A 21119-nucleotide genomic window follows, 5' to 3' on the forward strand; every position below is an offset into this window, starting at 1 on the left:
TTCGCCCGCTTCCGCCGCCTCGCCGTCCGTTACGAGCGGCGCGCCGACATCTTCACCGCCTTTCACCACATCGCTGCCAGCCTCATCTGCTGGCGCTTCGTCCAGAAATGGTTCTGTTAGGCGCTCTAAGGTTGTTCATGAAACGCTCGGTAATGAGTCCATCATGGAACGGGCGATGAAGCTTTCGGAATGGGCTGCGGAGCTCGGGATCAGCACGCTGGCCGTCTGGCGCTGGACCGTAACGTCCATGACATGATCGTTTTGATGGCAGCGGTGGTGGAGCGTGGTGTCGCGTTGACTTGGCTACTGTTCCGTGACGAGCAGGACCGCTGGCATGCCCACGCCACATTCGGCGAGGACCGACCACGCCCGTCACCGACCTGCGGGCCGCGTGCGTCGGCGTCGATCTGAACGTCGATCACTTGGCCGTGGTGGTCAGCGACCACTTTGGCAACCCCATCTCGCGGGTGCGCCTGCCATTCCCCGAAGCGGGAACGGAGGAAGGCGTGGCAGCGGCGAAAACCGGGGACGCGGTGCGCGGCCTCTGTGCACTGGCCACTCAGCACGGCGCGGGCCTGGCCGTGGAAAAGCTGGACTTCAGCCGCAAGAAGGCCGCACTGAAGGAGTACGGGCGCAAGCACGCCCGTCGCTTGTCCATCTTCGCCTACAAGGCGTTCTACAAGGCGCTGGAGGCGCGCTGCAAACGCGATGGTGTTGATCTGCACGCAGTGAACCCCGTGTTCACGTCGGTCATCGGGAAACTGAAATACGCGGCGGGCCGGGCCATGACGCGCCTGAGAATGCAATCACCAACGGTTGGAGTCTTGTCGCGCTCCCGACCCCGTCTCCCCAGTCCGGCGAAGCCACCCCCGCGGAATATTCGGCCCGGCAAGGCCGCTTTCCGGCCCGTTTCCCGCCCCGGCGAGTCGCGCAGCGAATCGCCGGACCGCCCGAGTCGCCGCAAACCCGCGATTCGCAAGGCTAAATCTGGAGTTTTGTCGCGTCATCCCAAGCTTCCACAAGTGGAACGAGTTATCCCCTGGAGTGTTGTCGCGGGATTCCTGGACTCTTGTCGCGCGACTCGCGATTCTCTACTGGAGTCTTGTCGCTCAAACAAATAGGTGAATCTAGTAACCTTACAAATAGTCTGCGCGACAAGATTCCAAATTGCCGCCGTCAACCTGCCGTGTTATGGATCGAAACCTAAGTTGACCTGGAACAAACGGCGAGAACAGCGCGCTATGGGCCAGTTGCATCGCCTGATCAGTCAGGTGGGTCGCGAGCAGGCGAAAGCACTCCAGACCGATCCGGAGCAGCGCTCGCTGATCGACATCGCTGCGGCGGTCTTGGAGGAAGAACGGCAAGAGCTTGGCATTACCTATTCAGGCTTTGCCTTGACCGCTCTTCCGCATCGCCGTCTGCCGGATGATCAGCCTTGGGAAAGGCGAGGCCACCGGATTCGTCTGCTGATCGAGCCCGGTCGACTGCCGGTCCGCGGCGGCGGCTTCAAGCTCTACGGCGTTCCTTATGGAAGCCGCGCGCGAATGATCCTGCTTTATCTGCAAACCCGCGCCCTTCAGACCGACAGCCGCGAAGTCGAGCTGGGCCGCAGCATGCACGACTGGCTCGACCGCATGGGCCTGTCTGTGGGGGGCCAGACCTACCGCGACATCCGCGAACAGGCCTCGCGCATCGCCGCCTGCAACCTGACCTTCGCCTGGGAGGACGCCAACAGCCTGGGCTTCGAGAAGGACTCGATCGTCAAGGGCGGCATCCATTTCTCGTCGGAGCACAATTCCCCGCAAGGCACGCTGTGGGAAGACCGCGTCCTGCTCTCCGAGGCCTTCTTCCGCGAACTGAAGGCTCATCCGGTGCCCATTTGGGAACCGGCGCTGCGGCACATCCAGAACAACAGCACGAGCATCGACATCTACATCTGGCTGGCCTACCGGCTGCACAGCCTGAGCAAGTCGACGACCATCACCTGGCCGGCGGTGTTCGAGCAGTTCGGGGCCGGCTACGCCCGGCTGCGCGATTTCCGGAAGCGCTTCATCGAGGCTCTGCAACTGGCGCTTGCCGTCTACCCAGACGCGCGGGTGGACGTAGAGGAGCACGGCCTCCTTTTGCACCCCTCGCCGCCACCGATCCCGGAGCGCAAGATGACGCAGCTCATGCGCTGACGCCGACCCTCGGGGGGACGCGACAAGACTCCAAGCGCTCCCCCCGCCCGGTCGCGACAACATTCCAGACCAGCCGCCCAAACCGGCCACCACCTCCGCCGGTCCCGCCACCCTCCCCAACTGAAATTCCACCCGATTCCCATGACGGCCAAACGCCGCGTCCAACGGAACGGACGGCACCGGGATCGCTCCCGGTGACTGGTCCCTCGGTCCTGATGCTGACCCGCTACGGCCGTTTGGGGGCAAGCAGCCGGCTGCGCTTTCTCGCCTACCTGCCGGCCTTGCGCGACGCGGGTTTCCGGGTGACCGAAGCCCCGCTGCTCGACGACGATTACCTGCGCAGGCTCTACGGCGGGGGACCGGCCGACCGGCGCCGGATCGCCGCCGCCTACGCCCAGCGCATCGCGGCGCTGCGGGCGTCGCGGTCCCACGACCTGGTCTGGCTGGAGAAGGAAGCCCTGCCCTGGCTGCCCTTCACGGCCGAAGCCGTCGCGGGGCTTGGCCGCGTTCCCTACGTCATGGACATCGACGACGCCTGGTTCGAACGCTACGCCGGGCATCGGCTGGCACCGGTGCGGGCTCTGCTCGGCGGCAAGTTCGCAACGCTCGCCCGCAACGCGCGGATCCTGCTGGCCGGCAACCCCTATCTGGCCGACTGGGCGCGCGGCGCCGGTTGTCCGGACGTCCGCCTGCTGCCGACGGTGGTGGATCCTGCGCGCTACCCGCTGCTTCCTTTCCCCGGTGGATCCGGAAACGCCGCAAACAGCCCGGCCACCGTGGGGTGGATCGGCTCGCCGTCCACGGCGCGCTACCTCGGCATGGTCGGTGGGGCGCTCGCCCGGCTCGGGACGGCGGTGCGGCTGCGGGTCATCGGAGCGTCCGAGGCTGCCCTGTCCCCGATCCTGCCGGTGCCGGCGACCTGCGTGCCATGGCGCGAGGAGAGTGAGACCGAGGAGCTGGGCCACGTCGACATCGGCATCATGCCCCTGCCGGACAGCCCGTGGGAACGCGGCAAGTGCGGCTATAAGCTCATCCAGTATATGGCGGCCGGCCGGCCGGTCGTCGCCTCGCCGGTCGGCGTCAACACCAGCCTGGTGCAGCATGGGGTGAACGGCTTCCTGGCCGAAGGCGAGGACGCCTGGACCGACGCCCTCGGCCGGCTGGCCGCCGACCCTGACCTGCGCGCCGGCATGGGGGCGGCCGGCCGGCGGCTGGTGGAGGAATGCTACGCGCTGTCCGTCACCGCGCCGCAGCTGGCTGCGGCCTTGCGGGACGCCACCAGCGGCCACGGAACGGTGTGAGTGGAGCAACGTGATCTGGATGTGCGAATGAACCGTCTTTCCCTCCGGTTGTGGTGCGGCGCTCCGTTCGTCCTGGCCTATTTTCTTGCGCTCTTCCTGTTCGTGCCGTGGGAGCCCTTTCACAAGGAAATTTCATCGATCGATGTGCTGTCGGTTGATGCTGCGTTCATCATCGCGCTTCCGGAGCTGTTCAAATCCGGAGCGCAGTACGGGCCAGACGTGGTTTTCACCTATGGGCCATGGGGTATTCTCGCCACCGCTGTCGTTCCGCAGGACCTCCATACGGTCGTGCTGCTCCTGCGGGCGGCGTTTGCCCTGATCGCGGCGCACATCGCGGCGACCTTGATCGTCCGGAACGCCGCGTCCCGCAGCACCCAAACGGTTCTGGCCGCCGGGCTGCTCGTCCTGTCCGCCTTCTGGATCGCCGGGCTCGATCAGGCTTTCTGGCTTTTCCCCACGTTTTTCGTCGGGATCGTCGGCATTGTGCGCCGTGATCCGCGGGAGACGGGAAGCGGCGTCGCACTCGTCGTCCTGGCGGTGATGGCATCATCTTGGATCGGACTGATCAAGTTCAACTTCTTCGTCCTCGGCCTGTGCGTCCAGATCATCCTGTTGTGCCTCGACCTTGCGGCCCGCCGCCTGCCGTTGCTCTTTGCCATATGGGTGGCCACGACCGCCGCGGCGTGGGTTGCGGCGGGACAGCGTCTGGCGAACCTGCCCAGTTGGGTCCTCGCCTGCATGGACCTGTCCGGCGGCTATGCCGACGCCATGGCGAAGGGCTTCTTCACACCGTACCCGCCCCTAGTGGTGGCGGTGCTGGCCGGCGCGCTGCTCGGTTTCGTGGCCACGGCTTTCAGCATTGCAGCACGGCTGCAGAACCGGTCCGCGGCGGTTGCGGTTTCCGCGGTGTGCGTCCTTGCCGCGGGCGTGGCTTGGCAGCACGCCATCGGCGGCAATCAGATGGAGCAAGCCGTCGGCGAGGTCCTCGTCGCCGTGTGGTTCCTCGTCGCGATGGCGACTTGGCGGACGGGGGGGGCCGCCCACCTGTGGTGGCCGGCGGCCGCTCTTCCGCTGGTGACCGTCGGTCTCTTCGCCCTGCTGATCGGCGTTTGGTCCAGCTTCAGCATCATGGCCGAACTGAAGAACGGCCTGGGCCGGAAGGTCACCGCGGCCGTTTCGGCCATCGACGGGCGCCTCTTCTCCGGCCCCGATCCGTGGGATGCGCTGATGGCGGGCATTCGTCGGAACATCCCGGTGGATGTGGACGTACAGGGAACGGCGGACATCTACCCCCAGCACACCGCCGTGGTCATCGCCGATCCCCGGCTTCGCTATGCCCCGCGCCCCGCCTATCTGTCGCTGAACGCGCACACGGCTAGGCTGGTTGAGCGGAATGCCGATCACCTGCGGGACGACCCGCCGCAGGTCGTTCTCTTCCAGATCCTGAACCCGAGCCGGGCGGTCGACAACCGGCATCCGGCGACGGCGGATGGCCTCTCCTGGCCGGAACTGCTCACCCGCTACGGCATCGTCAACGCGACCGACGAGTTCCTCGTCCTCGGGAGGTTGGAACATGCGATTTCGCACCGCTTCGTTCCGCTGCCGACGCGGCGGATCCGGTGGGGAGAGGACATCCGTCTGGACGCCGGGCCGAAGCTCCTGTGGGCGCGGTTGCACATCGCCCCTTCCCCGATCGGGCGCATCGTCAAGGCGGTCTACAAGGCACCCCACGCCTTCCTGGAGGAGACGCTGGCCAATGGCGGCAAGCGGGAATACCAGATCGTTCCGGCGCTGGGCGAAGCCGGCTTCCTGCTCTCTCCCCTGGTCGCCGATACGCCGTCCTTCGCGCGCCTGATGCAGGCCACCGTCGCCAGCCCGGTGAATCCGGCCAACGTCGTGACGTCGCTTCGGATCAGGACCGAGCCCGGCACGGACTGGTTCTGGTCTCCCGAGGTCGGCCTCGATCTTTTCGAGTTGTCCGTCGACGGGGCGGGCCGCAGCCTTCCCGATCGCCTCGCCACCGGCATCCTGCTCGCCGACTTGCGGGCCAACGTGGAAAGCTGCCTGTTCCCTCCGTCGATCGAGACGGATCCGGAACTCGCAAAATCGGTTTCGATCCTGCACGCCCCGTGCGCGGCACGGCTTCCGGTGCCGCCGCAGGCCCGCGGCATGACGCTGTCCTATGGGCTCCGCTGCGCCCCACTCGGTGGGGCGTCTGACGGGGCGGAACTCACGGTGTCCGGCCTGGGGCCATCCGGGGATCTGGTCTTTTCGCAAAGACACGTCCTCGATCCCGCGAACCGGCCGGCCGATTGCTCGGAGCAGGCGCTCAGGCTCGTGTGGCCTGGCCGTGAGGTCCGGGACGTCCGCATCGCGTTCAGCCCAGGGCCGCACGGCGACCCAAGCTACGACCACACCTACGTCTCGAGCGTCGCGTTCACCATGGACGGGCCGTAGGAGGCGCCGGAAGGGAAACGGGCCGTGGCTTCAGAAGGCCGTCCGCTTGTAGAAGGCCCACGGGAGGGCGCGGACCAGAAGACCGACAAGGCGCCAGAAGGCCGGCAGGGTGACGGTGCCCAGGTCGCGGCCCAGGTTGCCGACGACGCGCTCGGCGATGGCGTCCGGCGAGGCGACGGGGAAAAGGAGCTTCTTTCCGAACGCCTGCTGGGTGTCCAGGTAGCCCAGGCGGTAGAACTGTATATGCACCCCGCTGCGCGCCGTCTTGTGGCGCAGGCTCTCGAAGTAGCTTTCCAGACCACGTTTCGCCGCGGCGTAGGCCATGTTCGCCCCGCGTCCGCGGATGGCGGCGATGGAGCCGAACCCGACGACGTCGGCGCTTTCGGCGGCAAGCAGGTCGGGCAGCAAACTCTGGACCGTGGCCATGACCGCGGTCAGGTTGGTGGTGACCAGCCCCTGCAAGGCCTTTGGAGGGATGCGCCCGTCGTCGTCGCTTCGCGACGCTCCGATGGGAAACAGGATATGTCGGACCGGGGCGTCCGGAGGGACCGCGGAGCGGATTCCCGCGACCAGCGCCGCCAAGTCCGTCGCGTCGGCGGTGACCGTGCGGACGTCGCAGCCGTGGACGTGGCGGAGGTGGGCCGCCTCGGCGTCCAGATCCCGGGGGTCCCGGGCGACCAGGATCAGGCGGCTGTGGCCGTGCCGCGCCAAGGCCCGGCCGAGGGCGCGCCCCAGCCCCGCCGAGGCCCCCACGATGAGCGTCGTCATAGCCCGAGCCTTTCCGACAGTTCGGACCGGAACGTCCGGTCGGGATCCCAGTGCCGCAGGATCGCCTTGAAGCGGTCGTAGCCCGGATAGGTCGCTTCGACCACCGCGCGCGGCAGGCGGGAGTCCTTGATGATGTTCGGGCGGCCGCCCAGTTCGAGGGTCAGCTCGTCGAGGCGCTCCATCATCCCGGCCGATCCCCGGCGTCGCGGCAGGTTGATGGCGAAGCACAGCCCGGTGCCGCTGAAGCGCAGCAGGTCGGACTCCCCGGCGAACAGCTTTCCCGAGGCGAGCGCGATGGGAATGCGGGCGTGGGCTGACGCCCGGCGCACCCCCTCGATGTAGTCGGCAAACCGTTCCATCGGGACGATGACCTGGCTTTCGTGGAAGCCGGCGCGCCCGAACAGGCGGAAATAGGCCTCGCTGCCGTGCAGCGGGAAGAAGCACCGCTCGACGTCGATCGCGCGGGGGGTTGCCGCGCGCCGCTGTAAGGCGCCGTAGGCTGCCGTCATCAGCCGGGTCGTCACAGGTGTCAGGAGCCCGACGGGAAGCACGCTGCGCCATGACGCGGACAGGGCGGCTGGTTGGACGGGGCGGACGTCGCCGGCCGGCGGAGCGTCGTTCGTGAACGCCACCGAGACGACATGGCCCCGACCAAACCCGCGCCCCGGAGCGGCGCAGTCATGCCAGGAATAGACGCCGTCGCTTTCCCAGGCCAGCGTGCCGAGAAGCGCGGCCGCGGCCGCGGCATCGGCGATGGTGTGGGCCGTCATGCGCGCGACCATCCCGGGCAACGGCTTCGCACGCAGGCGCGCGCTGACGATGACGCCGGTGAGTCCGTAGCCGCCGCAGGTCGCGCGGAACAGCTCCGGTTCGCGGGAGGGGCTCAGTTCCACGATCCCATGCCTGGGATGGAAGAGGCGCAGGCTTTCCACCTGGGAGATGAAGGTCCCGTCGCGGGCGTGGTTCTTGCCGTGCACGTCGGCGCCGATGCAGCCGCCCACGCTGATCCGGCCATGCCCCGGCTGCACCGGCAGGTGATAGCCGCGCCCGGCCAGGAAGCGGAAGAGCGCCAGCAGCGTGATTCCGGCCTCCACCTCGACGATGCCCTGCGCGCCGTCGAAGTCGAGGACGCGGTCGAAGCGGTCCAGTGTGATGGAGGTCGAACCGGCGCCGAAGCTGGCGGCGGCGTAGGATAGGCCGCTGCCCCGGGGGATGGCTGGCCGCGGCGAGGCGCTCGAGGGTTGGAAGAAGCTGTAACGGTCCGGTCGCTGGAGCGAGGCCGTGGCCCGCAAGCCGCCGTCGAAGCTGGCCAGTTCGACGGCGGCTTGGGGTGCGTCCGGCCAGGCGGCTCCGACTCTGGCGCCGAAACCGGTATCGTCGGATCGGGGGGCGCTGAACGGCACCGGGGGCACCGGGGCGAGGCCGCTCACGGCAGCGCCGGGGCGATGAGGGGGGGCGTTGGAGTCTTGTCCTGGGGGACGGGATCGGGTTGCAGCATGCTGCTGCGCCGGTCGATGAACGCGTTCGGGCGCATCAGGCCGTTCTTGTAGGTGCGGCCGACGTAGAGGGCGATGAAGGCCACGCTGGTCGCCATGTGCCCGATCGCCAGGACCGCGGCGGCTAGAGCGAACCAGGGCGAGGCAGTGACCACGTATAGCGCCCCGAAGACGACCAGCCCCACAAGCATGAAGGGAAGCGTGTAGAGCGGCAGACGCAACGGCAGGGTGGACGCCGACAGGATCCCGGCGACCGCAAAGACCGTCATGCCCAACAGGTTGTAATGGGTTTCCCCGGCAATCCGCTTGTCGCGCTTGAAGGGAATGGCCGTGCGCCGGAAGCCGACGCGGCTGATCGAAGAGCGGACGAAGGGGAAGGAGGTGTTCTCCTGCACCAGGGCGTCGCGCACCTCCGCCGTGAAGAGGGAGAATTCCGCCATGTCGAGGATGATGTCCTCGTCGGCGACCTTCTGCAGGATGCGGTAGAAAGCCTTGCGCGCGGCCTTGATGGTTTCCGGTTCCTCCCGGTCCACCCGTTCGCCGAAGACGATGTCGTAGCCCTGTTCGTGCTTCTCGATGAACTGGAGGATCATTTCAGGCGGATCCTCGCAGTCCACGTCGATGAAGACGAACAGGTCCCCCTTCGCGTTGCGCAGCCCGCATTCCAGGGAACGCTGGTATCCGACGTTCCGGCTGAGGGAAATCACGTAGGTATTCGCGAAATCCTCCCTGACGGAGGCGATCTTGTCCAACGTGCCGTCGGTCGATGCGTTGTTCAAAAAAAGCAAGTCGACATGATAATGGTGAGAGAGTGTCTCAATGACCCGCCGAATTCTCGAATAAAACAGGGGAATGACGTCCTGTTCATTGTAGACCGGCACCATGATCGTAAGCCGTTTCATCGGCAGCCTTCTATGGAACTGGTTTTCAGGTGAGGCGACGCACAGGAATGTGGGTTGGCTGATCATCAGCGGACCGTACCGGAGACCGGCTTCAATGCCTGGGGCTCTTCCACGTAATGCTCAAACCATGCACCGCCGACCAGGCTCGCGTGTTCCAAGACAGAGGGCCCAAAAGGCCGAATTCAGCCATGGATAGACCGAACAAGCCGAAGAAGGCAAGCGCGCCGTTCCCGCCAGCCTCGTCGGGTGAGGGTCGGTTGAAGGACGGCATTCCCTGCCGTGCCCGGACCCGTTCGGGGCCGGTTCGACCGGCAGCCTGATCAGGTCCGTGACCGCGCGTAAATCGCATCGATGCCGAGCACGGCGCCGGACGGAAGCGCCGTGCCGTCGAGCGTCGCCGCGGGCATCGCGGCAGCGTCTGGGGACTGGTGAAGCGCGAAGGGGATCTCGCCCTTCATGGCCCCTTCGGGCATGTCGGTGCGGAGCACGAGTTCCAGGGCGCTGCGGCAGGCGGCCGGGGTTTGGGACGCATAGGGCCGGCAGGACGGCATCCGTTTCAGGGGAACGATGACCGGCAGCCCATTCTGGACAACGATCCGGCCCTTTCCGATTTCCTCCCGTCCACCGTCCGTCCGTGCAAGCAGCGTCCAGTCCAAGGCTTGGCCGTCCGGCAGCGGCGCGCCGGCCGAGGTCGCGATGCGCAGAGCCTGAAGCCCGGTGGTGTCCAGCGCGAAACTCTGAGTCACCGTCCGGCCGGGCGCCGCGCGCAGCGTCTCGGTGGTAGGGGTGGTCAGATGGACGCTCTCCCCGTGGCTGTAGCGGTAGGGCCCCAGGCCGCGGAGCAGCAGGTCCATCTTCGTTTTCAGGACCATTGCCGGGACCGGGTAGATCACCCAGTTGTACTCGCTCCCGAAGTTGTCGAGGGCGTAGGCTTCCGACAGCAGGCGGTTGAGTTCCCGTGAGTCCTTGTAAATCGGAACGGCCCTTGCGTAGCTGACCGCGGAGGCCGCGACGAAGACCGCCAGGGCGCCCAGCGCGAAGCCCCGCCGCGGTCCGTCGACGGGATGGGCGCCGGGGTGGGCGCCGGGGTGGGCGTCAGTCCGGAACCGTGCCGTGTGGTACAGGAGCAGCCCCAAAGGCAGATACGCGGCGAAGATGCTGTAGCGGCTCGAGTTGGCGTTGGAAACGCCGGCCGCGTCGAACGCGGCGCGGCCCCACGCGGTGGCCAGGGCCGAGATGACCGCAAGGCCGACGAACAGAAACAGGACAAGGGCGTCCGCGCGGCGCTGCCGAAGACCGTCCCAGGCCATCCGTGCCGACACCAACGCCGCCACAACCAACCCGACGCCCAGCGTCGTGTTCAACGTCGTGGACGCCGGAACGTCGAACTGCTTGGCGAATGGGTACCACAGCAGAGATCCGATCGGGTTGCCCAGATACGCCAGGGTGAAATGGATGAGGTCGATCAGCTTTGGGTGCGGAATCCCCTCCGAAACGGGAATTCCCGGGAAATACAAGATGGACAGAACGATCGTGTTCACGATCCAGAACGCCAGGAACCGGCTGATCTTCGGGCTGTAGAAGGGCCGGTCGGTCAGCTTGAGCGCAACGATGATCACGATGAAGGCGAAGATGCCGTTGGTCAGGGTGTAGGCCGCGAGCCACGCCGAAACCGCGGCGACCGCATGGGCGGACCACGCCTGCGGCCGCAGCGCCACGGCAAAGAGCGCCAAGGCAATCAAGACGTTGGTCAGATCCAGCTGCAGCATCATGGACCACCAGTGATTGTTGTGGCCCACCGGCGAGAAGAGAATGATGCTGACAATCAGAGAAGAAACCAGGAAATGAGTGTCGATCTTCCGATCAAGGATTCTCCACAGAAAGAGAATATGAATAACCCAGTTTGCCAGAAGAGAAGCATATACGAAAATATATTCCGATCGAATATCCCAATTCGTTAGTATTGCATTTACGATGTAGATCGACCGGTAGGTCAATGGCCTTGTCTGGTTATGAGGCGAGACAAGATCAAAAAAAGTCAGGGTGCCATCGGCGTATTTATTAATGAATCGGATAAGCTCAACGTGATCCCAGAATGGGAAGGTGATTGCGCTGTATTGGATGGCGAATATGATGAATATTGCTGGAAGAAGAATGCCAATGATCAAGGCAAAATTAAAGGCTTTCCGAAAGACATTCGTCATTAATAAAACTCCTCAGGGAAATGTTTTTCTTCGGCCTGTCGTCGATAGCAAGCTGTTTCCAGAACAACCCTGCCAGGGAAGATCAGCCCGTCGAATTGGACGCGAGGGTCAGATTGTCATGCTCCTCTCTGTGGTTCCGAAAATTTCCCGTGCCGACCTTTTCCGGCTTGCGCCACCAGAGAATCAACCCCGGCAGGCTGGACGCAGCCATGGAGAGGCCAAACAGGACCGAAAAGGCGAGAGCGTCGTGCTCCGGCACGTCGACCGTGGCGAGCAGCGCGACGGTCAGGCCCTCGCGCACGCCCCAGCCGCCGATGGAGATGGGGAGAATGGTCAGGATGGTGATGATGGGTATGAAGACCAGATAATCCACAAAGGCCAGCGGCAGCCCCAGGGACTGGCCGATCCACCAGGCCGCCACCGACAGGTTCAGGTGGGTCAGCAGGCAGGTGGCAAGCAGGGGCAGGACGCGTCGCGACAGGAAGACCCGCCGTGCGTCGTTGGCCATGCCGAGCAGGACTTGGGCCGGGCGGGAGACGCGGAAGCGCACCAGAAGCCGGGTTGCCGGGACCAGCAGGGCAAGGCCAAGCAGGCCGGCCGCCAAAAGGCCCGGCATGATCCATTGGGCCCCGCCGAGATCGACGCGCTGGACGAAGAGCGGCTGGACGGCCACGGCCATGGCCACCAGCGTGAGGACCATCGACCCACGCTCCAGAAGCGTGCTGTTCACCGCGGTGCCCAGGTTGCTCCCGGCCCGCCAGATCATCCAGACGCGCACGGCGTCGCCACCGGACGAGGATGGCAGGATTTGGTTGAACAGCATGCCCACCCAGAAGACGCGGGTGAGCGCGCCGACTCTGAAACGCTGTCCCATGGCCTCCAAGATCAATTTCCAACGGACGCCGCCCAGGACCGGGATCAGAAGCAGATGGAGCATGGCGACCGCCAGCAGCCCCGGATCGACCGACGCAAAGCTTTTGCCCAGGGCCGCCAGATCGACCTGCTTGGCCACCACGAACAGAATCCCGGCGGTGACGGCGACCTTCAACGCCACGAACGCGCGCTGTAGCGGGCGGCTCGCCGACGGTGCATCCGGCGCCCCGCCCATGGTTTCGCCGTCCACAGTGGAACTCCCGCCGGGCCGATGATCGGGCGCCTCAGTCATGTCCGTCACTCCACACAGATTCCGCACTGCCCGGGTCGGTTTCTCCGCGCCCGCCCACGCAGGTGGGCGGGCGCGGAGAAACCTGCTTAGCACAGGGCTGGAAGGCTCGGGAACTCCATCGCATGTCACCTTGGCCCCCCACCGGCCCATCCCGGCCATCGTGTGGCGCATCGGCACCGCACGCGATCATCCGCCTATGGGCGGATCCAGGCTTCGATCAGCGGAGAATAGGCCACGCGCCGGTTCCGCCGCCGGGCGGCGGTTCCCAGGAATCCGCCCAGGCCGGTGGCGTGCATGTTCGCCGGCGCACCGTCCCTCAACGCCTCGCGCAGGAACGCGGTCCGGGCAAGGAAGAAGCCGTCGGGCACGGTGGCCGCGCTTCGCGGCTTCAGCGCCAGGGCATAAACGCCGGGATCGTTCCGGTCCAGGTTCAGCCACGGAGTGGACATGGTCCCGTCGGGGCTTGCGAAAGCGCAGCATTCCGCGACCCGCCCCCTGGCGTCGAGAACACGTCCTCCGGCCAGGACGACGTCCGGGTGCATTTCGAAAAGGCGCATGGCTTCCCACAGGGCCGTGGCGTCCTCCACCCGCAAACCTTCGTGCAGGACCAGGACGTGGGCGGCGGACACCGCGGCGAGCGCACTGGCCAGCCGGCTGGTCGAGCATGCCGCTCCGGCATCGGTGACGGCATGGGCCACGGGATGAGCGGACCCGCACAGGCCGGCTGCCGCATCGAGCCAGCGGCCGGCATCGACGTCCCCCGTGCCGTTCGCCAGGAGGATCGCCTCCATCGGCAGGGGCGACACCGGCCGGCGCAGGATGGCCGATTGCTCCTGCCCGCGGGAGATGGGGAAGGTGCCGATCTCGTAAAGCCCGGGGTCCGCCTGCGCGGCGATCACCTTGGCCATCACGCGTTCGGCGGAGCGCCGGGAGCCCGTGTTGGTGGTGCCGCTGTTGCTGAACGAGTTGAGATGATGGCGCCAGTGGTAAAGAACCTCGGGGATGTGGGCGATCGGTTCGCCCGCCATGGCGAAGCGGGCGACCGTGTCCCAATCCTGGCAGTACTCGGTCTCCGCATCCTGGAACACCCCCAGTTCCATGGCCTTGTCGCGCCGGAACGCGCAGGCATGCCAGATGTAGGAGTCGGCGACGTTGAGGACGGGATCGAAGTCCGGACGCCGGTAGGGCGCTTCCACCGTGGTTCCCCGGATGACGTCCTCATCCGAATAGATGAACGCGGGCTGTGTCCTTTCGGCGGCCAAGGCAATCTGCTGCAAGGCATCCTTGACCAGAAGGTCATCGCCGTCCACCGGGAGGACCCAATCGCTCCTCGCCCCTTCCAGGCAGCGCCTCAGCCCCTGGATGATCCCGAGGTTGACGTCGCTGTCCAGCCGCCGCACACGCGGGTCGCGGTCAAGCTCCGCCAGGACGGCGCCCAGGTCACCCGGCACCGGCCCGTTGCGCAGGACGACCCACTCGGTGAAGGGGACGGTCTGCCCGAACAGGGAGCGCGCCAGTTCCCGGAAGCACTCGATCGGGGTCTTCTCATAGACGATCGTCAGGATCGAAAGGCTGAATGGCTGCGTCGGCAGCGGATGCCGCACCAAGCGGGCGATCAACGCCGCCTGGGCTTCCTCCTGGTAGGAGGCGGCGCGCGGCGAGCGCGCCTTGCTGTCTTGCCGCTCGCGCTCGACGCGGAGTACGGGCCGGTAGGCGGTCTCGGGCGTCAGCCCCAGGTGGGGCGACAACAGAGCGCGGTCGGGCATGATCCCGGCGTAGGCGATGCGGAACGCCTCGCGTTCGACGTCCGGAACCAGGGACTCCAGGTCGGCCGCCGCGCCATCCGCCCCCCCAAGGAAAAGCGGCGAATAGACAACGCGGAGGTTGCGGTCGTGCGCGGCGGCCCCCAGCCAGGCGCCGAGATAAGCGAAGCCGACCCCCGCCCGCACCAGCGCGGGCAGAGCCTCGGCAAGGAACGCGGCCGAAACGACGCAGTGCTGCACCGGCACCGCGCTGACCGAACGCATCTTGAACATCTGGGCGAAATAGCCGGGATCGCCCACATGTCGTCCGGCGTCCGGCGTGTCGCAGCCCCGCCCGAAGCCGAAGTGGGCGGCCGCCGCCGTGACGCGGTCGCCCTGGCGGATGCGGCCACCGACGATCGCCGTGTCGGGAAACAGCTCGAAGCAGGCCATGGCGTCCCATGGCCACTCATCCCCCTCGGCCTCGATCCCAGCCCACTGGAGATGGACGAGCGCTCCGCGTTCGGCAGAGGAGCGGGCGATCTCCAGCAGGTCCGTCAGGCTGGCCTTGGGGGCAAGGCGGACGACGTTGTGGGGGATGGCGGGATCGAGTTGCGGCGCGGGGGCCGTGTCGCCGGCGTGCAGGACGACGGTGGTCACGGGGGATGGCGCTTCGCGGGTGCGCCGGAACACCCAGTCCGGCGTGTTCGTGAACAGCGGGGATGGCTCGACCGTGTAGCGGCCTTTCCGGTCGTCGAGGAACTTCTCCAGCACCGCGCGCTGGGAGTCGGTGATGTAGCTCTTGGAGTTGATGTTGCACGCGGTGGAGCTTTCGTGCATCCGCCAGGTATAGAGCAGCTCGGGGATGTGGAAGGGCGTGTGGCCGGCGCGGTGGAAGCGCGTGAAGCTGTCCCAGTCGTGGCTGCCTTCCGTCCGCGCGTCGCCGTAGACATCCAGGCTCAACGCCCGCTCTCGGTCGATGCAGCACAGATGCGCGATGTAGCAGGAGTTGGAGAACAGCACCGGATCCCAGTCCGGCTTGTAGTACGGGTCGCGGAAGCTCCAGCCCAGGACCTTGTCCTCGTCGGTGTAGGCCAGGGCCGGGTAGCCGGCCCGCGCCAGGGCGGTGGTCACCACGCGCACGCAGTCGGGCGTCAGCAGGTCGTCGGAATCGAGCGGCACGATGTAGCGGTTCCTGGCCCGCTCCAGGCAATGGCGCATCCCGCCGATGATGCCGAGGTTCCGCTCCACCCGGTGCAGCCGGACGCAGGGATGCCGGCCCAGCTCTTCCAGCAGCGCGATGGTGTCCGCGCGCACGCTGCCATTGTCCAGGATGATCCACTCGAACCCGGGACCGCTGTCCTGTCCGAACACGCTTTCCGCGAGTTCGGCAACGAAGACCGGGTCGGTGTTCCAGACGGTCGTCAGGAAGCTGATCAGGCCGGGGTCGGCCTGGTCGTAGGCGTCCTTCCGCTCGGCGAGCGACGTCAGGCGCAGGCGCTCGTAGGCACTGGCGGGCCAGCGGCGATAGCCCGGGAAGGCGCCGGCCTCGGCCCGCGGGGTCGCGGGGAGCCGCGCGTCGGGCGGCAGCGGCGGGACGCCGAACAGGGTGAGCAGCTCCTGGAACAGCCGGGGCACGGTGTCGGCGAAGCTGATGCTCCAGTCGCCGGGATAGGCGCCGTGCGGGCCGTGTTCGAGCGCGCCGTCGTCGAGCCGCCGCCGCGCTTCGGCAAGCCCCTCGCTCAGGGCCTCGATGGTTGCCGGAACCCCGATGATGTTCGGCGACACCTCGGCCAGGCGCTCGGCGGTCTTGTTGGCGAAGACGGTGGTCACCGCGGGCTTGCCGCACAGCGCCATCTCGATGGGAGGGTAGCTGGGGTGCGGCGACAGCATCGGCGACAGGAGCAGGTCGCTCGTCCGCATCTGGTTCGCGTATCCCGCGAAGTCCAGCCACGGCGCCGGCCGCAGCCAGGCGGAGCCGCCCAGCGGAATGGCGGCGAAATCCTCGCCCATGCCGATGAAGTCCCACTCGGCGGGATCGAACACTCCGTCGCTGATCGCCTTCTGGAGCGCCGCCACGCCGAGTTCGAACAGGTTGCGCAGCCCGGTCTTCGGGCGGGCGTAGAACAGCAGCTTCCGGCGCTCGCCGGGCGCGTCCCCGGCCCGGAAATGCGACCGGTCGATCGCGGGCTCGAACACGATGGCCTTCTCGGCGAAGGTGGGATCGGCGTAGCGGCCGATCTTCCGTTCCGCCAGGAAGCGGTGCAGCAGGCTGGTGTTGATGACCGGGATGTGGTCGAGCCCGTAGGTCTCCTCGGCCAAGGCCAGCTGGGTCGAGGCGGGGTGCAGGATCGGCTCGTAGTCCTGGATCAGATAGACGAAGCGGCTGTGGTTCGTGTGGCGCAGCGCGTATTTGGCCATCTGCGCGGTCCACCACGCGGTCGCCATGAAGACGTCGTTGGCCCCGATCTCAAGGGGCTGGGCGCGGTTCGAGGCGTCCACCAGGCTCGCGTGGGGCAGCATGTCGGGGACGTTGCTGAGCGCGCGGACATGCTGCCAGAACGGGGCCGGGTCCGCGTCGATCGGCACGTCGGTCGCCACGAAGCGGACCGGGACTCCGCAGGCGGCGAGCCGGTAGGCCAGGTTGATCGCCGTGTTCGGCCCCCCGGACATCTGCTTCATCCCGAGGCCCGGCACCAGGACGTTCAGGTGCGGCCGGTCGGCCAGGGCCCTTGAGACCCGTATGTTGAGCGGGGTGAACCATGGAAGGAGCCCTGCCGGCGGACAGTAGCCGGTGTCCCCGGGATCCTCGGTCCCGTCGGGATCGGCCGGAAGGGTTCCCGGCTGCGCCGGCGCGAGGAGCTGCTCCATCCACTCGACGTCGCCCTCGTCGGGCCCTCGCCCGCCGGACAGCTGCGGAGGCGGGTTGAAGACGGGGTTGGGCTTGCGCCCTTCCCGCCAGCCGTGGACGACATAGTGGGTCAGCGGGTCGGTCCCGCTCGCCGCGACGTCGGGGTTTCCCTCGAGGTAGAAGCGCGGTTCGAACAGGGGGTGCGGCTTGCGCCCTTCCCGCCAGCCGTGGACGACGTAGTGGGTCAGCGGGTCGGTCCCGCTCGCCGCGACGTCGGGGTTTCCCTCGAGGTAGAAGCGCGGTTCGAACAGGGGGTGCGGCTTGCGCCCTTCCCGCCAGCCGTGGACGGCGTAGTGGATGAGCGGGTCGATCCCGCTCGCCGCGACGTCGGGGTTGCGCTTGAGGTAGTAGCTGGCTTGGAAGAGCGGGTTGCCGGGCAGCACCTCCAGGGCCGGGGACCGGTTCCGGCGCGCCAGGAATTTCGCAGCCCCCACGAGCCCCAGGCGCTGCACGAGGCGCTTGACGCGACGGGCGGTGGCGATCGGCAGGTCCGTCGCCCGCCGGACGGTTCCATCCTCCGCTCCGGCGGTCGCCGGAACGGTCTGTTCTGCCGTTCCGGCTTGGGGAAGAATCGCGGGCTCATCCTGCCCGTCCCGGCTCTCCTCCCGCGCATCGTCCGCGGACGGTTCCGGACGCCAATAGGGGTCTTCCTGCAGCAGGTCCCGGTAATGCTCCGCAATGTGGAGCGCGAGAGCCTTCCCGGCATCCTCCCGGGCGGAGGATGCTTGCGGGGCGCCGCCGGACTGGACGGCCAGCGACGGATGGAAAACGCTCAGCCATCCGTCGCTGCGGCCGCGCAGGCCGTATTCGAGGCCGTGCAGATCCTGTTCGTCCGCGTCCACGCCGCCGATCCCGCCCAACTGGGCGAGGGCGGCGCACCGCACGGCGACCAGGCCGCCCCAGACGGCCAGGACGGCGTGGCGAAGGCTTGGGAACAGGCCGAGCGGGGGAAGCGGGGCATAGCCGCCCGCGTCCGCGTGCCAGCCCATGTGGCGGACGCCGCCCGTTTCATCGAGCAGGGCACCGCCCACCACGCCCACGCGCTCGTCCAGCTCCAGCGTGCCGACCACCTCCCAGATCCAGTCGTCTGGGCCGGCGATCCGACCGTCGGTCCCGATGACCAGCTTGATGATCGAAACCGGGAAATGCTCGCCGAGCAGGCTGGCGGGCGCGTCGGTAACGCCGAACACCGGCTGCGGCAGCCCGGCCGCGGCGGCCTCGTCGACCAGGATCTGGCGGCACCGGTCGTCCGGAAGCGTGCCGGAGCACAGGATCCGGACCCGCGTGACCATCGGGTACCGGCAGGCCCTGATGTTTGCACTGGCGTTTCCGATCACCGTCTCATCGGCGCTGCGCAGGAGCAGGTCGATCTCGACGGGCACCGGCTGCACCGGCAGCCGGTGCAGCGTGTAGTAGCCGAGCGCGCTGAGCGGGGCGATGCGGAAACGGTTCAGGAGACCACGGCGGCGCAGGCTCGCCTCGATCACGCCTTCCTGCGAGGATCGGATGTATTCCTTTGTCCCGTCGCTCAGCGACGTGGACGTGGCGTGCATGCGCCACCCGTACAGGCAGGCGCGCACCTGCCCGACCGAGGCGCCGGCGTCCGTGAGACGGAGCATCGTGTCCCAGTCGTGGCTGCCCTGGGCGTAGACCTCGCTGTAGACGCCCTGCGTCCGGGCGAGCAGCCGGTCGAAGACCAGCACATGGGCCGCCGGGCAGGTGGACAGCGCCGTCGTGCGCGAATATTCGGGTCGCCGGATGGGTTCCGCCGGCTCTCCGGTGGGCGACAGCTTGGCCTCGTCGCTGAACAGGATCTTCGGCGGGTTGGGCGCGTCGAGCCGTGCGGCGAGGGTGCTCAGCGCGAACGGATACAGGTAATCGTCGGAATCCACGGGGACGATGTAGCGCCCGGCCGCGCGCTGCAGCAGATAATAATTGCCGGGGATGATGTGTATGTTGTCTTCGACGCGGAAATACCGGAAGCGGGGATCGCTCGCCGCGATCTTCCGGACGGCATCGACGACCTGCGGATCCTTCGACCCGTTGTCGAGGAGCAGCCACTCGAAATCCCCGAAATCCTGGTCGCGGATGCAGGTGGCCAGTTCCCGCAGGAACAGCGGCGGCGTGTCGTACACCGTTGTCGTGATGGAGAAGAGCGGCAGTGCCGACGCCCGGGCAGGCGGCGGGCGGGTTTCCGTCCGGCGGGTCCGCCTGTTGAACGCCTGCGCCCAGCGGCCGCGCGGGGCCGACACGATGACGCCGCGCCAGTCCAGCGCCTGCCCGTCCTCGACAAGCTTCAGGACATACTCGCCCGCCGGAAGGTCCTCCCCAAGGCGCCATTCCACGGCGTTGTCGCCGAGGCGCCTGGATATGGACAGGATCGCGGCCGGGGTGTCGTGCCGGTTCTCAAGGAAATCGACACGTTCCAGGACCTCGATGCGTGTTCCGCGGGCCAGGCTTGCCGAGTTCGTGATGATCTGCGCTCCCGGGTACAGCTGGAACCAATCGGGAGGGTAGATGAACTTGGGAGGCGACGGGGGGGCTTCCACCGGAACGTGTTCGTCGGAAAGCGCGGCGCCGATGTCCATGGGGGCAAAGGGAGCGGCCGCGAAAACGGGAGCCGGACGGCGCCCTTCGCGCCACCCCAGCCGGGTGAAATGCTCCAGCGGCTCGATTCCGCTGGCGGCGACGTCGGGGTGCTCGCGCAGATAGAAGGCCGGGTCGAACTGCGGGTGCGGCTTGCGCCCCTCGCGCCAACCGTGCTGGAGGTAATGGACGAGAGGGTGCACGCCGCCGGCGCCGACGTCCGGGTTCTGCGCCCGGTAATAGTCTTCCTGGAAGAGCGGATTGTCCCCGAGCGCCGTGAGCGCCTGGGCGATGCCCCAGCAGCCCCGCACACCGTTGCGGCTGTGCAGGATCGGCAACGCGAACCGCGCGAAGGTCCTGGCGTGGCGCGCCTCCCGGTTGAGGCGGTTTTCCACCCTCTCGATGAGGGATCCCCGCCGCTCCGGTGCGGGGACCGGATCAGGGAGGACGTCCGCCGCGGTGCCGGCGGCATCCTCCGGCGGGATGGACGCCTGCGCGTCGGCCGGGCCGGACGCCGGCTTCCGGTCGATGAGCGCCGCGGCCAGCTCCTTCTCCTTCCTCACCAGCGCCTCCAGCAGATCGTTGCGCAGATCGTTGCGCAAGATCGGGAGGTGGCGCGCGAAGACATGGGACGCCTCCGCGGGATCGCAGGCCGCAGCCGCCTCTTCCAGGACCTGGAGATGCGCGGCCATCGCGGCGCGGTCCGTCTCGTCCCGCAAGGCGCAGAAGAAGCGCCGGTAGTGGGCCTGGCCCCGAGCCTGGAAGCAGCTGGCGCCGTTGACCGCTGCGTTGTACGCGTTCTTTTGCGGACCGTTGCCGAGATCGATGGCGTAGATGAAGTCGACGAGGTTGAACAGGAGCCACTGGTCGAGCGGGGCGTTCTCCAGCACATGGACGCGCCAGTCCGCGGGAAAGCGTGCCGCAACCGCTTCCGCGTTCGGCAGGCCCAACCCGGCATGCTCGTCGAGGAAGGGAAGGTTGGTTCCCGTGAGGTGCCGGACCGCGTCCTGAAAGTCCCGCTCGGCCTGGACGACGGCGGAATCGTTCGTCGGGCAGCACAGGATAACGGCGCGCGCCGCCACCCTCCGGCACTCCGCCAGAAGGGCGTCCCGGCCTTCGGGCGGCACATGCTCAAGCACATCCATCGCCAGCACGATGTCGAACGCGTCGTCCTCGAACGGGAGCGGCTCTCCCGGGATGAGCAGGACCACGCTGTCGTCGCTGAACCTGTCGACGTCGGCGCGGACGATCGCGATCCCGTCCGGCAGGAACCGCTCGGTGAGCCGTTCCGGCCCGCACCCGAGGTCCAGGATGCGGAGCGGCTTGGGCGGTTCGCTCTCGGAAACGGTCTTCCCGGAGAAGAACACGGCCCGGACAACGTCTCCAAGAAAGGCGTAACGGATATAA

Annotated in this window: 10 protein-coding genes and 1 pseudogene; 5 read left to right on the top strand and 6 right to left on the bottom strand. The window is 67.3% G+C overall.

The window, feature by feature from the left end; genetic code table 11:
* The 5 genes and pseudogenes from DS837_RS29365 to DS837_RS29385 form a co-directional block, all read left to right on the top strand.
* Positions 1 to 120, top strand: a pseudogene (locus DS837_RS29365) (IS5/IS1182 family transposase); the annotation flags it as partial.
* 302 nt (positions 121 to 422) lie between these two features.
* Positions 423 to 1121 (top strand): hypothetical protein, encoded by a 699-nt coding sequence (locus tag DS837_RS29370; protein WP_170296040.1) that lies wholly within the window; start codon positions 423 to 425, stop codon positions 1119 to 1121.
* A gap of 120 nt (positions 1122 to 1241) precedes the next feature.
* Positions 1242 to 2180: a replication protein RepA gene (locus tag DS837_RS29375; RefSeq protein ID WP_149168007.1), complete on the top strand. Its 939-nt coding sequence runs from the start codon at positions 1242 to 1244 to the stop codon at positions 2178 to 2180.
* Positions 2181 to 2374: 194 nt separating this feature from the next.
* The gene (locus DS837_RS29380) at positions 2375 to 3481 is read left to right on the top strand and encodes a glycosyltransferase family 4 protein (RefSeq protein WP_247890193.1); all 1107 of its coding nucleotides are present in this window, start codon (positions 2375 to 2377) and stop codon (positions 3479 to 3481) included.
* 27 nt (positions 3482 to 3508) lie between these two features.
* Positions 3509 to 5938 carry a hypothetical protein gene (locus tag DS837_RS29385; RefSeq protein ID WP_149167983.1) on the top strand — a complete coding sequence of 810 codons (2430 nt, stop codon included), beginning with the start codon at positions 3509 to 3511 and terminating at the stop codon, positions 5936 to 5938.
* A gap of 30 nt (positions 5939 to 5968) precedes the next feature.
* Here the strand turns inward: DS837_RS29385 and DS837_RS29390 are convergent, their stop codons facing one another.
* The 6 genes from DS837_RS29390 to DS837_RS29415 all read right to left on the bottom strand — a co-directional run bounded on the left by DS837_RS29390 (position 5969) and on the right by DS837_RS29415 (position 21079).
* A complete protein-coding gene (locus DS837_RS29390) occupies positions 5969 to 6706 on the bottom strand; it encodes an SDR family NAD(P)-dependent oxidoreductase (protein ID WP_149167984.1) in 738 nt (245 codons plus the stop codon).
* Positions 6703 to 8136 carry an FAD-binding oxidoreductase gene (locus tag DS837_RS29395; protein WP_149167985.1) on the bottom strand — a complete coding sequence of 478 codons (1434 nt, stop codon included), beginning with the start codon at positions 8134 to 8136 and terminating at the stop codon, positions 6703 to 6705. The genes DS837_RS29390 and DS837_RS29395 overlap by 4 nt, the downstream gene beginning before the upstream one ends.
* Complete coding sequence (locus tag DS837_RS29400; protein ID WP_149167986.1) at positions 8133 to 9170, bottom strand: glycosyltransferase family 2 protein; 1038 nt, start codon at positions 9168 to 9170, stop codon at positions 8133 to 8135. Before DS837_RS29400 ends, DS837_RS29395 begins: the two co-directional genes overlap by 4 nt.
* Before the next feature lie 254 nt (positions 9171 to 9424).
* Entirely contained in the window at positions 9425 to 11308 is a 1884-nt protein-coding gene (locus DS837_RS29405) for a hypothetical protein (RefSeq protein WP_149167987.1), read from the bottom strand.
* 82 nt (positions 11309 to 11390) lie between these two features.
* The gene (locus tag DS837_RS29410; RefSeq protein WP_170296041.1) at positions 11391 to 12473 is read right to left on the bottom strand and encodes a lysylphosphatidylglycerol synthase transmembrane domain-containing protein; all 1083 of its coding nucleotides are present in this window, start codon (positions 12471 to 12473) and stop codon (positions 11391 to 11393) included.
* A gap of 194 nt (positions 12474 to 12667) precedes the next feature.
* Positions 12668 to 21079, bottom strand: coding sequence for a rhamnosyltransferase WsaF family glycosyltransferase (locus tag DS837_RS29415; RefSeq protein WP_170296042.1), 8412 nt, complete (start codon positions 21077 to 21079; stop codon positions 12668 to 12670).
* Between the last annotated feature and the right edge of the window lie 40 nt (positions 21080 to 21119).

Source organism: Azospirillum brasilense (genome assembly GCF_008365405.1).
Taxonomy (GTDB): Bacteria; Pseudomonadota; Alphaproteobacteria; order Azospirillales; family Azospirillaceae; genus Azospirillum; species Azospirillum brasilense_D.

Bases quoted from the DNA above. Each gene is read 5' to 3' on its own strand.
- DS837_RS29390 (WP_149167984.1), bottom strand. From the start codon at position 6,706: ATGACGACGCTCATCGTGGGGGCCTCGGCGGGGCTGGGGCGCGCCCTC.
- DS837_RS29400 (WP_149167986.1), bottom strand. From the start codon at position 9,170: ATGATCAGCCAACCCACATTCCTGTGCGTCGCCTCACCTGAAAACCAG.
- DS837_RS29405 (WP_149167987.1), bottom strand. From the start codon at position 11,308: ATGACGAATGTCTTTCGGAAAGCCTTTAATTTTGCCTTGATCATTGGC.
- DS837_RS29385 (WP_149167983.1), top strand. From the start codon at position 3,509: ATGAACCGTCTTTCCCTCCGGTTGTGGTGCGGCGCTCCGTTCGTCCTG.
- DS837_RS29375 (WP_149168007.1), top strand. From the start codon at position 1,242: ATGGGCCAGTTGCATCGCCTGATCAGTCAGGTGGGTCGCGAGCAGGCG.
- DS837_RS29410 (WP_170296041.1), bottom strand. From the start codon at position 12,473: ATGACTGAGGCGCCCGATCATCGGCCCGGCGGGAGTTCCACTGTGGAC.